Origin of the sequence: Agarivorans sp. DSG3-1 (assembly GCF_046774965.1) — a bacterium.
Taxonomy (GTDB): Bacteria; Pseudomonadota; Gammaproteobacteria; order Enterobacterales; family Celerinatantimonadaceae; genus Agarivorans.
The window spans coordinates 3701250-3715628 of the sequence record NZ_CP177241.1 but is presented as its reverse complement, the minus strand read 5'-3'; the positions used below and the strand labels follow the sequence as shown (position 1 = coordinate 3715628).

The following is a 14379-nucleotide window of genomic DNA, read 5'->3' as shown; positions in this document are numbered from 1 at the left end:
TAGCCTAGTAACTCAAAAATATCGTCTATTTAGGTGCAAGGCCCATATCGTCGAGTTTTAGTAGAATTTCGGTTTTTCTTTGTTGTTTGATGATTTGCCAATGAAGATCTTCGCGGGCGCCAATAATTGCGTATATCGAATTTAATCCAGTACCTTTAACTGTTTGTTTAAGTTTGGCATAAAGCTCAAAAGGGTCGCTTGCCATAAATTGTTCGACGGTGGGAATATCCACTTTGGCCAATATTTCTTCGCTTTTAGGGCCAAAACCTTTTAAATCTCTAAGTTGTGTAGCTTGTTTTGTTTTAGGCATTTCTTGTTACGCCCAGTGGTATTGAAAAGAACTGCTGAAATGCCAACCAACGCTGTCGCTGAACTTGCCAAGAGCTTATGTAAAACTGCACTGCTTGCTGAGGGCGGCGTTGATTTAATGCATATAGGTCTAGGCGGGCTATGCAGCCTAGTTTGGGGTAACCGCCAATGGTTTGTTTATCTACCGACAATACAATGGGTAGCCCATTGGGAGGAACCTGCACCGCACCCAAAGCAATGGCCTCAGATTCTCCACTGGGAGGAATATCTACTAATGGATCACCGACCAATCGTAGGCCCATTCGGTCACTTAATTCGCTAAGCGTATAGGTTTGATGGCTTAAGATATCAATGTCTTTTTGGGTAAACTGTTGAAATTGGTAGCTTGGAATAAGCGCTAGCTTTAGTGTTTGTTGGTAATCAGGCAGAAAGCGGTTTGGCACCTGTTGCTGTGAGAGTGCTGGGTGTTGGCATGACGTTATGTATTCAAGCTTATCTCCAGCCGCCAGCAAGCGACCATTAAACGCTCCCAACTTTTGTTTTATTGAACTGCTCATACTGCCTAGCTCTGGCGTGATATTAAATCCCCCAGATATTGCTAAATAACTGCGCAAACCACTACGTGCAGGGGCTAGGCTTAGCCTATCGCCAGCGTTTACCTTTATAGTTTGCCAAGTGGTTAAGTTTATTGAGGTATTAGTGTTAGCCGCCGTGACTGTGATTGGCATGTTTGCACCACAAACGGCGATTGTGCAACTGCTGCTAAATTGGAACTGGGCACCTCCAATGGTAACTTCTAATGCTGCACAGTTTACTGAATTGCCTAATAAACGGTTTGCCCAATAGTAAGCGTGTAAATCTGCCGGCCCACCAGGACTGACTCCTATGTCTTGATAACCAAAACGGCCCTGGTCGACGACCAATGTATGCGGACCACTTCTGATTATATTCATGGCGGCTGGAGAGCTCATCGGGTCTCCTTAAAAGCAATAAACTCTTGATAAGTAATGGCAACAAAGCGTACTTCGTCACCGACCTTAAAAGGGCACATTGGAGCAGACAGTTTATTAAATAGCTGCATTGGGCATTGGCCAATAATATGCCAACCGCCAGGGCTGCTAGCGGGGTAGACCGCAGTCATGTCTTCAGCAATGGCTAGGCTGCCTGCCGCAACCTTTGAAGCGGGTACGGCTTTTCTCGGAAGTTGTAACTGAGCAGGTAAACCCTTCAAATAAGCAAAACCGGGCATAAATCCAATGGCTTTAACCTGGTACCTTGCCTGCTGATGTAGATCTTTTACTTGGTCAGCACTTAGCTTACTTAATTGGCAAACTTCAGCTAAATCTGGCGCTAACTTTGATTCGTAACATACGGGGATGTTGATAACATTTGCCGAGCCGCTGACTACTTCACTGGGGTTAAACTGGGTTACCACTGATAGTAAAGCATCGATATCGGCATTGTACTCTAATACGATCAGTAAGCTGTCTGCTGCCACAATGATATCTAGAATGCCGCGGAGCTGCTGTTTGAGTATTTGAGAAAGCGCGGGCAGGGATGAGCAATCTTTTGAGTTTTTACAGCTAATTAAAATGCTGTCTTCATTTACATAATCAATACAGTACATATCAGGCTAGCTGCCTCGATTAGCTTGAATGATGTGCTGCTTTATTTGTTTGATGGTATCAAGCGCGGCTTGATTATCACCATGAACACACAAGGTGTCAGCTTTTACGGCTAATTCACTACCGTCTGCACAGACCACTTTGTGATTGCATAGGATAGTAGTGACTTGATTAATCAAATGGGATTGTTCAGTGATTACCGCGCCAGCTACGCTGCGAGCTTGCAGTTGACCATTGGCCAAATAGCGGCGATCACAAAAGGCTTCTTTGATTAATTCGATGCGATAGCTTTCGGCAATTTTCTCTATAAATCCAGCAGACTGGGTAGCGTGAACCATTAACTTAATATCGCCGGTGAGTGAGGCGACAGCTTTAACCACCGATTCAAAAATACTGGGCTCTTTATGCATGTCGTTGTAAAGCGCGCCATGCGGTTTTACGTAATGCAAGTGGAGTTGATGGTAGTGGCATAAGGCTTGTAAACTGCCTACTTGCGCTAGAACTAGGTGAGTTACTTGATCGGGCTGGTAGGGAATTGAACGCCGACCAAAACCGGCAATATCAGCGTAACTTGGGTGCGCGCCTACGCTTACATTGTGTTGTTTTGCTAGGGCTAAGGTATTACTCATTACGTCGGGATCTGAAGCGTGTCCACCGCAGGCGATATTCGCCATATCAATATGAGGCATTACTTGCTCATCAATGCCCATTTTCCATACGCCAAAGCTTTCGCCCATATCGCAATTTAATAACATGTCAGTCCTTAGCGAGCAGCCTTACAGTGTTGTAACAATAGCTTAGAGAAATATTGACCCGCAGGGCCGAGTTGTTCGGGTCGAGGAATCACCAAGTAGGTATTTAGCGTTTTAGATGCCCCTCCTTGAATATTTAACTCAACCAAGCTGTCGTCTTCAAAAAATGGTTTTGCTACATGCTCTGGTAACCAGGCAAAACCTAAACCTTGATTGAGTACTTCCAGTACTTGATTAAAGCCGCTAAATGTCCAACGTTGCTCAGCACGCAGCCAGCCACGATCAGGTTGAGGGTTTTTCCCAGTATCACGCACCACCAGCTGTACATGTTGTAATACTTCGTCGATAGACACTGGTTGGGGCATTTTAGCTAATGGGTGGCTGCGATGAATTACAGGCACTAAAGTAACGGAACTAAGTCGCTCGCCCAATACGCCTTTAGGCAACAATCCGGTAATCACTAAATCGGTTTTGCCATCGGTAATTGCTTCATCGGCGCCAGTAATTACCGTATCAATGACTTCTACTCGGGTTCCACGGCTTTCGGGCAAGAACGCTTTAAGTGCCTTAATAATAGGAGCACGAGGTTGGATAATTTCACAGGCTAGGCTCAATTGTGGTTCCCAGCCTTGTTCTAAACTTGCAGCGAGCAGTTCGAGCTCTTGAATATTTTGGCTGAGTAATTTACTTCGGCGAAGCATTACTTCGCCCATTGGCGTGAGATAAGCCTTACGGCCTTTTACTTCGAGCAATTGAATGCCAAGTAGGTTTTGCAGTTTGCTTACCGCATGGTTAAGCGAAGATTGGCTCTTGTTTAACTGACTGGCAGCTTGAGCATACCCTCCGTAATCCACCACCGCTTGAAAAATACGCCATTGTTCTAATGTGCTTTTTGCTCGAAAGGGTATGCTCATAGGTAGTTGTTCTATTTCGCTTGAGCGTCAATGCTTTGCCCGGTCACACCAGCACTCGCATCGCTCATCAAGTACACATAGTTAGGCATGATATCTAAAGGCGTTTTCAACGTTTTTGGGTCTTCACCGGGGTAGGCCGTAGCGCGCATTAGAGTGCGAGTGGCCCCAGGATTAATACAGTTACTGCGCAGGCCAGTTTTGTCAAATTCATCAGCAATCACTTGAGACATGCCTTCAATGGCAAACTTAGATACCGAGTATCCGCCCCAATAGGCGCGACCTTTTTTACCAACGCTAGAAGAGGTAAACAGCAATGAGGCCTTATCGCTTTTAAGCATCAGTGGTACTAAGGCTTGGCTAAGTAGAAATTGAGATTTCACGTTTACCTGCATCAGTTGATCCCAAAGATCTTCATCAATTTGCACATATTGGCTAAGCACGCCTAAATGCGCGGCATTTAATAATGCGCCATCTAAGCGGCCAAATTGATTGTCGATTGTGGCAACCATATCAAGGTAGTTCTGTTGACTGGCGCCTTTTAAATCAAGCGGAATGATTGCGGGCTGCGGTGCGCCTAGCGCTTCTATCTCATCATATACAGCTTCTAATTTTTTAACTGTTCGGCCAAGGAGGATAACGGTGGCACCTAATTCAGCGAAACTTAACGCTGCCTGACGGCCAATTCCGTCGCCTGCACCGGTAACCAAAATTACTTTATCTTTAAGTTCATCTGCGCTGGCTTGAAAGTGTTGAGGAGAGATTTCCGTGCTCATTATTTGTTCCTGTAGATGTGCGTTAGCCCACAAATATTTGTTTAATATTTAAACATCTGTTTAACGCCTGGTTAGACCTGTTGCAAAAATGTAAACAAATGTTTAAGGTTTCTTTGAAAAACATACAATAAAAAGGAATTTGCTAATATGCGTTTGTCCCGAATAGCTACAGCTGTCACTTTATTTACTTCTGTTACTCTTGCAGGTTGTGGTAGTAGCAACTCGCCTTTTGATTTCAGTAATGATATCACGCCAAATGAGCCAAACTCAGTAAAAATTCGTTTCAATCCGCTGATTGGTGATGTTTCTACACCAAATAATTTGCTGTTTAATGGCAGCCAAGACGGGACCGTTAATCTACCTAGCGAAGCTGCTATTGTGGCTACGCAAGAGTATCAATCTATTACCAACGTACTTGGCGCCCTAGATGGCTGGCAGACCAGCGTACCGTTTAGTATTCCTCTTGGTTATGGTGACGAAGAAGGCGAATATAATGCAGAAATTGATACTACCTTAGATGAAAGCACCTTTGCTGCAGGCGTTTTGCTTTACAAAGTGAGAGCCTCTGGTTTTGTTGATACCTGTGCCGATGTGACCGAAAACGGCGGTAGTTTTTCAGCCGGCCAAACTTGTAGGATTGATGAACAGTTGGTTTATGGCGAAGACTACGTTGCTACCTTTAGCGACGGCAACATAGTTGTTACGCCGCTTAAACCTTTCACCACGGCAACATCTTACATGGTTGCGATTACAGAATCGCTGTTAGATAGCAACGGTCGCCCGGTAGAAGCGGGCAGTGGTTATCAGTTACTAAGCACTGCAGCTACTGCTGAAGACGATGCAACCACTCAGCAATTAAAAGGTTTAACTGGCTTCAACAATGGTCTGTTAGCTGCTGAAGGGGTAACAGAAGCTGTTAGTTACGCCGCGGTGTTTACTACGCAATCAGTAGGAAGTGTACTTAGCGCATTGCAACAAGTATACGGAGGTATGGCACTGAGCGGGCTACTGCCTTTAGGTGCATTGGTTGATACTGGTAGCACTGCAGAAGATGTAGCAAATACCGTGTTAGGCGCTAGCCAGCCGAGTTTTGCTGCTGCTAAGTACTTCAAATCAACCTTATCGGTTCCTTATTATTTGTCTGACTTAGATAATCCAGACATTACGGGGGCTGATATGAATAAGTGGGCGCAAGCTAGAACGGACAGCCCTGTTGCCATTCTTCAGTTGTTACAAACTAATGCGGACTTTGCCGACCAGGCAAGTGGCACAAGTTTTTGGACACAGGCCTTTGCTAGAGGGTTTGATACTTCAGCTTTTGGAGTGCTAGTTGCCAGTGGCGATACAGCAACAGCGGGAACTATGCTAGCCCAAGCAGATTTAGCAGGGCTAACTTATGTTGAAGATGGTGAGACTAAAGCGGTTGATGCTCATCGCCATTTAACTGCTTATAACCCGATTCCAGAAACACGCAGTACTGCTTTACTCAACCTAGATATTTACCTTCCTGACGAAACCTTAACTGGACAAACTATGCCAGCAGATGGTTGGCCAGTTGTGGTATTCCAACATGGGATTGGCTCGTTAAAAGAAACTGCCGCGGGCATAGCCGCAAGTTATGCTGCTCAAGGGTATGCGGTGTTAGCAATGGATTTACCTTATCACGGCACCCGTGGCATTGATTTAACAGGCGATGGAAATGCAGATTTAAGTGCTAATGCTGATGCGCAAGTATTTGCAAATCTAGGTAGCTTTTTAAGCATTCGAGAAAACTTGCGCCAATCTAGTGCTGATTTATTAGCCCTGCGAGCTGCACTTCAAGCAGCTACGGCTCCGGCAGAATTAGATGGTAGCAAGGTTCACTTTGTTGGCCAGTCATTAGGCTCTATTGTTGGAGTTGGCGCCGCCGCATTAGCTGGTGAAGTCATGGTTAGTGGCTTTCCCATAGATTACTCCTTGCAAAGTGCTTCGTTTAGCGTGCCAGGTGGTGGTTTAGCAGGTATTTTCCAAAATTCGCCTAGCTTTGCCCCCTTAGTTGAAGCAAATCTTAAAGCAAACCCTGGTTACTTAGGTTTAGTGGCTGCCGGTTTAGGGTTTGAAGATAACGACTCAGCCACGGCACTGGAGCAGTTTGCGGTTTATCAAGCCACCTACCCAGAAGCAGCGCAGCTAGTTATTGACTCCAATTATGCGGCTTTTGCTCAAGTATTTGGTGCTTTGGGCCAAACAGTAGTAGATGGAGCAGACCCGCTAAACTATGCGCAAGCAGGCTTTTCTATGCCAGTATTGGTGCATGAGGTTGTAGGTGATGGTAGCGAAGGAAGTGGTGACCAAGTGATACCAAACTCGCTGCCAACGTTACCGCTAGTGGGAACCGAGCCGCTAATTGCTGCCATGGGATTAGAGGGCGCAGCAGTAACGTCTGCGGGTAGTTATGCGATTCGCTTTGGCCAAGGCTCTCATAGTTCATTGATTTCACCGACGGTGAGTTTAGCGACAACCGTTGAAATGCAAAGCCAATTTGTGGGCTATGCAGTAAGTGCCGATGCTGGAAACGCGACGGTAGTGGTGAATGACAGCTCGGTAATTAGTACCGCTCAATAAGTAAAAAATAACCAATCTAAGGCCTGCATCGCGCAGGCCTTTTTTGTTGCTTGGTTAGTCTTTCAAGCTGTGGTACTAATAACAGCTTGAATTTAAGAGGGCAGAAGTTTGGATTTTTTGATCGAGTTTGGATTGTTTTTTGCGAAGGCTTTAACCATTGTTATCGCCATTATTGCTGTGGTGGTTGTGGTTATCGCGGTATCTTCAAAAACTAAGCACAAGAGTGGCGAATTAGAGGTCACTGATCTTAGTGAGCGACAAGATGAGATAGAAGACAAGCTGAATCATAACCTCATGAGTAAAGAGCAGCTTAAGCAATATAAGAAGCAGCAGAAACACCAACAAAAAGAAGATAAGAAAAAAGGCGAAGAACAAAACAAACCACGGTTATTTGTTATCGACTTTAAAGGCAGTATTGACGCTAAAGAAGTCGCGAGTTTGCGCGAAGAAGTTACCGCAGTACTCGTTGCAGCTAAAGAACAAGACGAAGTTTTAGTTCGTTTAGAGAGTGGCGGCGGTATGGTTCATGGATATGGGTTAGCTGCATCTCAACTTAAACGTATTAAAGCGAAAGGTATTAAGCTGACTATTGCGGTTGATAAGGTTGCCGCAAGCGGTGGTTATATGATGGCCTGTATTGCAGACAAAATTATTGCAGCACCCTTTGCTATTGTTGGGTCTATCGGTGTGATAGCGCAACTACCAAACTTTAATAAAGTGCTGAAAAAACACGATATAGAGTTTGAGCAGGTAACCGCTGGCGAATTTAAACGTACATTGACCATGTTTGGTGAGAATACTGACGAAGCACGTAAGAAGTTTAAAACCGAACTGGAAGAGACCCATGTGCTATTCAAAGAGTTTGTGCAAGAGTTTCGCCCGCAATTGGATATTAGCAAGGTAGCCACTGGTGAGCACTGGTATGGCACGCAAGCTTTTGGTTTAGAGTTGGTAGACGAAGTCAGTACTAGTGATGATTACTTAATGGAACAGTTTAGCGATAAACAAGTTATTCAGTTTAAATATCACACTAAGAAAAAACTCGCTGAAAAACTCAGCCAAGCCGCTAGTGTTGGGGTTGAACGTGGCGTAATGAAATTAGTTCAATCACAGTCTTGGGACTGGACTAAATAGCATTTAGTTTGAATGAAAAAAGCCTGATTATTATCAGGCTTTTTTGTATCTGCGAGTTAGTTTTGTTGGAAAGGATAAACAGAACCTAAGTGAAGAATTTGGGTTAACTCATCCAAAGCGGTATTCACTTCTGTAATCATTTGCGGGTCACGTAAATCATCAAACGCTAAGCTATCGCGATAGTGTTTATCTACCCAGCTATTTAAGGTGTTAAACAACTGCTCACTCATAATGGTGTGTTGGTTCACAGCAGCTAACTCCATATCGTTTAAAGCTACACGTAAGCGCAAACAAGCCGGGCCTCCACCGTTGCTCATGCTTTGTTTAACATCAAAATAATGTACTTGTTTAATTGGTGTATTTCGGCCGACTAAATCTTCTAAATAGCGATGTACTTGCTCAGACTCTTGGCAATTAGTTGGGGCAATAATGGCCATCTCGCCAGGCGCGGTAGTGATGATTTGAGTATTAAATAAATAGCTTTTAACGGCTTCATCTAGACTTACTTCATTGTCACTAACTTCGATGAAATGTAGTTTATTTTCGCCGAAACGTTGCTGAATATGCTTAAGTTGCTGCTGAGTATTTAAAAATGCCTGTTGATGATAAAACAGGACATTTTGGTTGCCTACTGCAATTACATCGTTATGAAAAACCCCTTGGTCAATCACTGAGGGGTTCTGTTGGATGAAAATCGCAGTATCAGCGTCTAAGCCATGTAAGCGCGCCACCGCTTGGCTGGCTTCTAAGGTTTGCCTTGCTGGAAACTTAGTAGGGGCAGGGGCGCTGCTGTTAGCCGCTGTTCTGCCATATACAAATAGTTCCAAACCCGCTTCACCGTAGTTATTACACAAGCGGGTATGGTTGGCTGCACCTTCATCACCGTAATAGTCATTTTCGGGCAGGTGTTGGTGATGTTCGAAATATTTACTGTCAGAAAATACCGCTTTTAGAATATTGCCTGTCACTTCTGGCTCAATGGAACGGTGCAATTTGTTAGTTAAATTGGCTGGAGTAAAATGTACTTTTCCATTTTCGGTATCTGCACTAGGTGATACGGTTGCTGCGTTGGCTGTCCACATACTTGATGCTGAATAACTGGCCAGTAAAGCGTCTGGAGCTTTCTTTGCGGCTTGTTGCAACACTTGCGCATCGTTACCGCTAAAGCCGATACGACGTAATAAATTTAAATCTGGACGCTGCTGCGGGGCCAGCACGCCTTGAGTTAGCCCTAAATCATTTAAGGCCTTCATTTTCAGAAGACCTTGTTTGGCTGCTTCTTTTGGATTGGAAGCATTTTGGGCGTTGGATAACGAAGCCACATTACCAAATGAAAGACCGGCATAATTGTGAGTGGGACCCACCAAACCGTCAAAGTTGACTTCAAAATGTTTCATAGTCTTCCTTTTACTACGCTCATCGAAAAATGAGTTATCTTTTGTTGAAAAAATCTTTACCAATGGTTATTTATATTGGCATGTGAAGAAAATCAAGCGTATAACACTACCCTTAATAGGGAGTTTCAGATGTTATCAGTTTGTATCTTTGTGGTCGAGTGCTTAATTATTCACCCAATAAACCAAAGATTTAAAAAAGTTATTGACCTATGCTAACTCTCGAGCAATATAAAAAAGAACAACTGTCTACTACTTTCCGTCGGTGGGCCAACCAGACGGACACAATGGTAAAAAGAACAATATGAGCAAATCTCTGGTAATTGTAGAGTCACCAGCTAAAGCAAAAACGATTAACAAATACTTGGGACGCCAATATGTGGTGAAATCAAGTGTTGGACACATTCGTGATCTGCCTAGCAGTGGTAGCGCGACCAATAAAAAGAAAGCAGCGCCAGTGTCTACAAAGGGCCTAAGTGCTGAAGAAAAAGCCAAGTTAAAGAAGGCCAAAGACAAGAAAGCACTTGTGGCTAGAATGGGTGTAGACCCAGAAAAAGATTGGAAAGCTAATTACCAAATTTTGCCTGGCAAAGAAAAAGTAGTTAGCGAGCTTCAAGCTCTCGCCGAAAATGCTGACACCATCTATCTCGCAACCGATTTGGACCGCGAGGGAGAGGCAATTGCGTGGCATTTAAAAGAAATTATCGGCGGTGATGATAGCCGTTTTAAGCGGGTGGTATTTAACGAGATTACTAAATCTGCGATTAAAGATGCCTTCTCGCAACCCAGCGAATTAAACATGGACCGGGTTAATGCCCAGCAGGCTCGTCGATTCTTAGACCGTGTTGTTGGTTACATGGTTTCTCCATTGCTGTGGAAGAAAATCGCTCGAGGATTATCTGCAGGCCGCGTGCAATCTGTAGCGGTTCGCTTAGTGGTAGAAAAAGAGCGTGAAATTAAGGCCTTTGTACCTGAAGAGTATTGGGACATTCACGCCGACCTAGCGACGACATTGGGCGAAGGTTTACGGGTAGAAGTGGCCAAACAAAATGGCCAAGCCTTTAAACCGGTTAATCAGCAGCAGGCAACTGCTGCGGTTGATAGTTTAAAAGGCGCTAATTACACGGTTGCTAAGCGCGAAGATAAGCCGACTCGCTCAAAACCGAAAGCCCCGTATATCACCTCTACGTTACAACAAGCCGCGAGCACGCGTTTAAGTTTTGGCGTGAAACGCACCATGATGCTAGCTCAAAGGCTCTACGAGGCCGGCTACATTACTTATATGCGTACTGACTCAACAAACTTGAGTAACGACGCTGTAGAGGCTGCTAGAGGCTATATTGGTGATAATTTTGGTGCTAAGTACCTGCCAGAAAACGCTTTGCGTTATTCGAGCAAAGAAGGCGCCCAAGAAGCTCACGAAGCGATCCGACCTTCTGATGTTACGGTATTAAGCGAACACGTTGATGGTGTTGACGCAGATGCCAAGCGATTGTACGACCTTATTTGGCGCCAATTTGTAGCATGTCAAATGACCGATGCACAATACGATGCGACGACAGTTACTGTGAATGCCGCCGAGTATGAATTACGCGCTAAAGGTAAAATTTTACGCTTCGACGGTTGGACAAAAGTACAACCGGTAGGCAAAGCAAGTAAAGCTGACGATGGCGTATTGCCTGCTGTTAGCCAAGGCGACAAACTAAACCTTGTAGAACTTGATCCTAAACAGCATTTTACTAAGCCACCTGCGCGTTTTAACGAAGCTTCGTTGGTTCGTGAATTGGAAAAACGTGGAATTGGTCGTCCGTCTACTTACGCTTCAATTATTTCAACCATTCAGGATCGCGGTTATGTTCGCACTGAGGCTCGTCGCTTTTACGCGGAGAAAATGGGTGAGATTGTCGCTGAACGCTTAACCGAAAGCTTCCAAGACTTAATGAGTTACGACTTTACTGCCGATATGGAAGAGCGTCTTGATAAAGTAGCTGACGGGAGTTTTGAGTGGAAACAGGCGTTAAACGAGTTTTACAAAAACTTTAAAGGCCAGCTAACCAAAGCAGATGATGACGAAACCGGCATGCGTAGCAATAGCCCGGTGATCACCGATATTAAATGTCCAGACTGTGAACGTCCTATGGGGATCCGCACAGCAAGTACCGGTGTATTCTTAGGTTGTTCGGGTTACTCGCTACCGCCGAAAGAACGCTGTAAGTGCACGATCAACTTGATCCCTGGGGAGGAGGCTGTAGCCGCCGACTCTGAAGAGCAAGAAACTGAAGCACTGCGTGCTAAAGAGCGTTGTCCGGTTTGTAGTACCGCAATGGACAGTTACTTGATTGACGAAACCCGTAAACTGCATGTTTGTGGTAATAACCCTGATTGTGAGGGTTATGTGGTTGAGCAAGGTAGCTTTAAAATTAAAGGTTACGACGGCCCGATTGTTGAGTGTGAAAAGTGTGGCAGCGACATGCAGCTACGTACTGGTCGTTTTGGTAAGTACATGGCTTGTACAGGAGAGGATTGTAGTAATACGCGTAAAATCCTTAAAAATGGCGAAGTGGCTCCACCACGTGAAGATCCCGTTCATCTGCCTGAACTAGAGTGTGTTAACAGTGATGCCTACTTTGTATTGCGTGACGGCGCATCTGGTATCTTTATGGCAGCTAGCAACTTCCCACGCTCACGAGAGACACGCGCGCCTTTAGTTGAAGAGTTGAAACGCTTCAGAGATAGATTACCTGAGAAGTTCTATTACTTAGCCGATGGCCCGGTAGCAGATCCCGATGGCGTTAAGTCTCTAGTTCGTTATAGCCGTAAAACGAAAGAACAGTATTTAAGTACTGAAGTTGAAGGCAAACCTACGGGGTGGCGTGCTTACCACACCACCGGTAAGTGGGTAGAAGAAGATAAACGTAAAAAGCCTAAAAAGTAGGCCACTTATGTCACTAAAAAAGGAAGCCTAGGCTTCCTTTTTTATTGGGCGTGGTTAACGCGGATTAGTTGTTTAACTGCAGTTGAGCTAACTTTTTGTCCATTGTGGCTTTAAGCAACTTATACAACAAAATTGACGCATCAATCTCTTCTTTGCGATTGGTTAAACTTTCAATGTTTAAACCTAGCGGTATCCCTAAGGGTAAGCAGGCTTCTAGAATTTGTACCAAGTTGTTGTAGCAAATTAGAATCGATTCTTTAAGCGGCTTTTCCGCATCGAGAATACGCAAGCTGGTCGCCTCTGGTACCGATATACCCAGCCATTCAATAAACTCCAAGGTTTTAGCACTGCCACAAGGGGAGAAGGTAAGGATGATGCGTTGCGGTTTTTGCTGAGTCTTTTTACATTCGTGTGCGTAACGGGTAAGCATGTCGATGGTTGCTTGGGCGTTGTACACCGCTTGAGACACAAAGTACTGGCAACCTTGCTCGGTTTTATGCACCAAGCGCGCGTGTTCGTCACCTTTCTTAGCGTGGCGCTCAGCAATGGTTACACCACCCAAATAAAAATCGGGTGAATGCTGTTCTATTGCCTTATAAGCATCAGCCAAGCTTAATTGAATGTCGTTGCTAGCCGCAGGGCTGCCTACTAAGACCAAATCACGAATTTCGTATTGGTGCCAAGCTTCTTTTAACCAGCTAACAAAGTCTGCTTCATTGCGCTGTGAGACGCTTTTATAAGTAATTACCGAGCGTTGGCTTTTGTGCATCAAAAGTTGAGCATACAAGCGCGGGTCGTGTGTTTGCATGTAAGGGAACGGCCGTGGTTTGTCTATACGACTGCTTTCATCTTGAATGTCGTAAACAATTAAACCGTCGTAATCAATTTCATCTAAACGAGACAGTAACTTGTCAGCAATATCACTTACTTTCTCTATGTCGGTGTTTTGTTTAGGTGGAGTGGTTCCAATAAAGTACACCCCATGAAAAGGGTCACTTGAGATCTGTTGAAGTGTTTTGCGCATGGTTGAGTTTTTAGCTTTTTTATTTGAGGTTATTCTCGCATAGCTTTAATGGTTAGGTCTAACTCTGTGTAATCGCTGAGCGGCCTGTAAAGCTATGCAAGTGAAGTAGGGTGAAGATGTAAGGCTAGGCTTACCATTTTTTCTTAGGTTGGAATAAAACATCCAATTCGTCAGTTTCTTTTTCGGCTAAGTTTTCAGCTTCTTGTTTACTGTCAGACTTCAGTTTGTCGCTCATTTCTTGATTCATGCGGCGCATATCTTGTAGCTTTTGCTCCAAGTAGGCATCACGGTCAGAGATGTTACTCAGTGCAGAAATGCCTTTGTTGAGTAACTGGCGAGCCGTACCCCATTGGCGAAGCGCTTGGGCTTCGATGGCACGTTTTAAGGCGTTTTCAATATTCACCTTAAGTTGCATTAACTCTAAACGGCGGTCTTCTAATACAAATACTTGGGTGTTTAAACGGCCTTTAGCGTGTTCTGAACGTACCACGGCACGTATTTTTTTAACGATTTGCAGCATCTGTAAGGCGTCTTTGTCGGTATCTGGAGCACGAAATGCGCTGTCGCTTATTTCACCTGCATTTTTGATTTGACTCAGTTGCCCTTGGGTGGCGCGAATTCGGTTGTTTAGGCCTTTTACACTGGGGTCGGTGTTTTTAATTTGATTAAGCGCTTCTAGCATACGTTTGTGTAAAAGCTCTACCAGTTCTTTACTGTAGGGGAGAATAGAGGAGTGAAGTAACAGTTCTTCAGTCTCGTTAATAATGGCCTTTTGTTTGGCGATTGCTAAACGACGTTCTGTTTCTTGTTTTTGTTTAAATTGTTGCACCATGTTGTATCCGATAACCAGAAACAACAATGCGCCAACGCCAAGCAATACTAAGGTAAATACCATAATCTAACCGAAAATTTCCT

12 protein-coding genes are annotated in these 14379 nt (G+C 44.5%); 3 read left to right on the top strand and 9 right to left on the bottom strand.

All coding sequences use genetic code 11. The features are described 5' to 3' along the window. Window positions 1-25: 25 nt before the first annotated feature. Genes ACLD71_RS17265 through ACLD71_RS17240 form a run of 6 tightly spaced genes read right to left on the bottom strand, consistent with a single transcriptional unit; the run spans window position 26 to window position 4373 of the window. Complete coding sequence (locus ACLD71_RS17265) at window positions 26-310, bottom strand: TfoX/Sxy family DNA transformation protein (RefSeq protein ID WP_411991467.1); 285 nt, start codon at window positions 308-310, stop codon at window positions 26-28. Continuing rightward, complete coding sequence (locus ACLD71_RS17260; RefSeq protein ID WP_411991466.1) at window positions 303-1280, bottom strand: biotin-dependent carboxyltransferase family protein; 978 nt, start codon at window positions 1278-1280, stop codon at window positions 303-305. The genes ACLD71_RS17265 and ACLD71_RS17260 overlap by 8 nt, the downstream gene beginning before the upstream one ends. Continuing rightward, window positions 1277-1936: a 5-oxoprolinase subunit B family protein gene (locus ACLD71_RS17255; RefSeq protein WP_411991465.1), complete on the bottom strand. Its 660-nt coding sequence runs from the start codon at window positions 1934-1936 to the stop codon at window positions 1277-1279. The genes ACLD71_RS17260 and ACLD71_RS17255 overlap by 4 nt, the downstream gene beginning before the upstream one ends. A gap of 6 nt (window positions 1937-1942) precedes the next feature. Then, the gene (locus tag ACLD71_RS17250) at window positions 1943-2689 is read right to left on the bottom strand and encodes a 5-oxoprolinase subunit PxpA (RefSeq protein ID WP_411991464.1); all 747 of its coding nucleotides are present in this window, start codon (window positions 2687-2689) and stop codon (window positions 1943-1945) included. Between the two features lie 8 nt (window positions 2690-2697). After that, complete coding sequence (locus ACLD71_RS17245) at window positions 2698-3600, bottom strand: LysR family transcriptional regulator (protein ID WP_303515460.1); 903 nt, start codon at window positions 3598-3600, stop codon at window positions 2698-2700. An 11-nt stretch (window positions 3601-3611) separates the two neighbouring features. Further along, window positions 3612-4373 (bottom strand): YciK family oxidoreductase, encoded by a 762-nt coding sequence (locus ACLD71_RS17240; RefSeq protein ID WP_303551216.1) that lies wholly within the window; start codon window positions 4371-4373, stop codon window positions 3612-3614. 147 nt (window positions 4374-4520) lie between these two features. Between ACLD71_RS17240 and ACLD71_RS17235 the strand changes: the two genes are divergently transcribed. Then, window positions 4521-6977, top strand: coding sequence for a VolA/Pla-1 family phospholipase (locus ACLD71_RS17235; RefSeq protein ID WP_411991463.1), 2457 nt, complete (start codon window positions 4521-4523; stop codon window positions 6975-6977). A 108-nt stretch (window positions 6978-7085) separates the two neighbouring features. Beyond that, a complete protein-coding gene (gene sohB, locus ACLD71_RS17230) occupies window positions 7086-8111 on the top strand; it encodes a protease SohB (RefSeq protein ID WP_411991462.1) in 1026 nt (341 codons plus the stop codon). A 56-nt stretch (window positions 8112-8167) separates the two neighbouring features. Here sohB and astB read toward each other — a convergent pair whose 3' ends face one another. After that, entirely contained in the window at window positions 8168-9508 is a 1341-nt protein-coding gene (astB, locus tag ACLD71_RS17225) for an N-succinylarginine dihydrolase (RefSeq protein WP_411991461.1), read from the bottom strand. Window positions 9509-9809: 301 nt separating this feature from the next. Between astB and topA the strand changes: the two genes are divergently transcribed. Continuing rightward, the gene (gene topA / locus ACLD71_RS17220) at window positions 9810-12440 is read left to right on the top strand and encodes a type I DNA topoisomerase (RefSeq protein WP_137674503.1); all 2631 of its coding nucleotides are present in this window, start codon (window positions 9810-9812) and stop codon (window positions 12438-12440) included. A gap of 64 nt (window positions 12441-12504) precedes the next feature. Here topA and ACLD71_RS17215 read toward each other — a convergent pair whose 3' ends face one another. Continuing rightward, window positions 12505-13464, bottom strand: coding sequence for a methylenetetrahydrofolate reductase (locus ACLD71_RS17215; protein WP_137674504.1), 960 nt, complete (start codon window positions 13462-13464; stop codon window positions 12505-12507). 130 nt (window positions 13465-13594) lie between these two features. Beyond that, a complete protein-coding gene (locus tag ACLD71_RS17210) occupies window positions 13595-14359 on the bottom strand; it encodes a DNA repair protein (protein ID WP_137674505.1) in 765 nt (254 codons plus the stop codon). Window positions 14360-14379: the final 20 nt, after the last annotated feature.

Bases quoted from the DNA above. Each gene is read 5' to 3' on its own strand.
- ACLD71_RS17265 (WP_411991467.1), bottom strand. From the start codon at position 310: ATGCCTAAAACAAAACAAGCTACACAACTTAGAGATTTAAAAGGTTTT.
- ACLD71_RS17215 (WP_137674504.1), bottom strand. From the start codon at position 13,464: ATGCGCAAAACACTTCAACAGATCTCAAGTGACCCTTTTCATGGGGTG.
- ACLD71_RS17235 (WP_411991463.1), top strand. From the start codon at position 4,521: ATGCGTTTGTCCCGAATAGCTACAGCTGTCACTTTATTTACTTCTGTT.
- ACLD71_RS17250 (WP_411991464.1), bottom strand. From the start codon at position 2,689: ATGTTATTAAATTGCGATATGGGCGAAAGCTTTGGCGTATGGAAAATG.
- ACLD71_RS17260 (WP_411991466.1), bottom strand. From the start codon at position 1,280: ATGAGCTCTCCAGCCGCCATGAATATAATCAGAAGTGGTCCGCATACA.
- ACLD71_RS17240 (WP_303551216.1), bottom strand. From the start codon at position 4,373: ATGAGCACGGAAATCTCTCCTCAACACTTTCAAGCCAGCGCAGATGAA.
- topA (WP_137674503.1), top strand. From the start codon at position 9,810: ATGAGCAAATCTCTGGTAATTGTAGAGTCACCAGCTAAAGCAAAAACG.
- astB (WP_411991461.1), bottom strand. From the start codon at position 9,508: ATGAAACATTTTGAAGTCAACTTTGACGGTTTGGTGGGTCCCACTCAC.
- ACLD71_RS17255 (WP_411991465.1), bottom strand. From the start codon at position 1,936: ATGTACTGTATTGATTATGTAAATGAAGACAGCATTTTAATTAGCTGT.
- ACLD71_RS17245 (WP_303515460.1), bottom strand. From the start codon at position 3,600: ATGAGCATACCCTTTCGAGCAAAAAGCACATTAGAACAATGGCGTATT.
- ACLD71_RS17210 (WP_137674505.1), bottom strand. From the start codon at position 14,359: ATGGTATTTACCTTAGTATTGCTTGGCGTTGGCGCATTGTTGTTTCTG.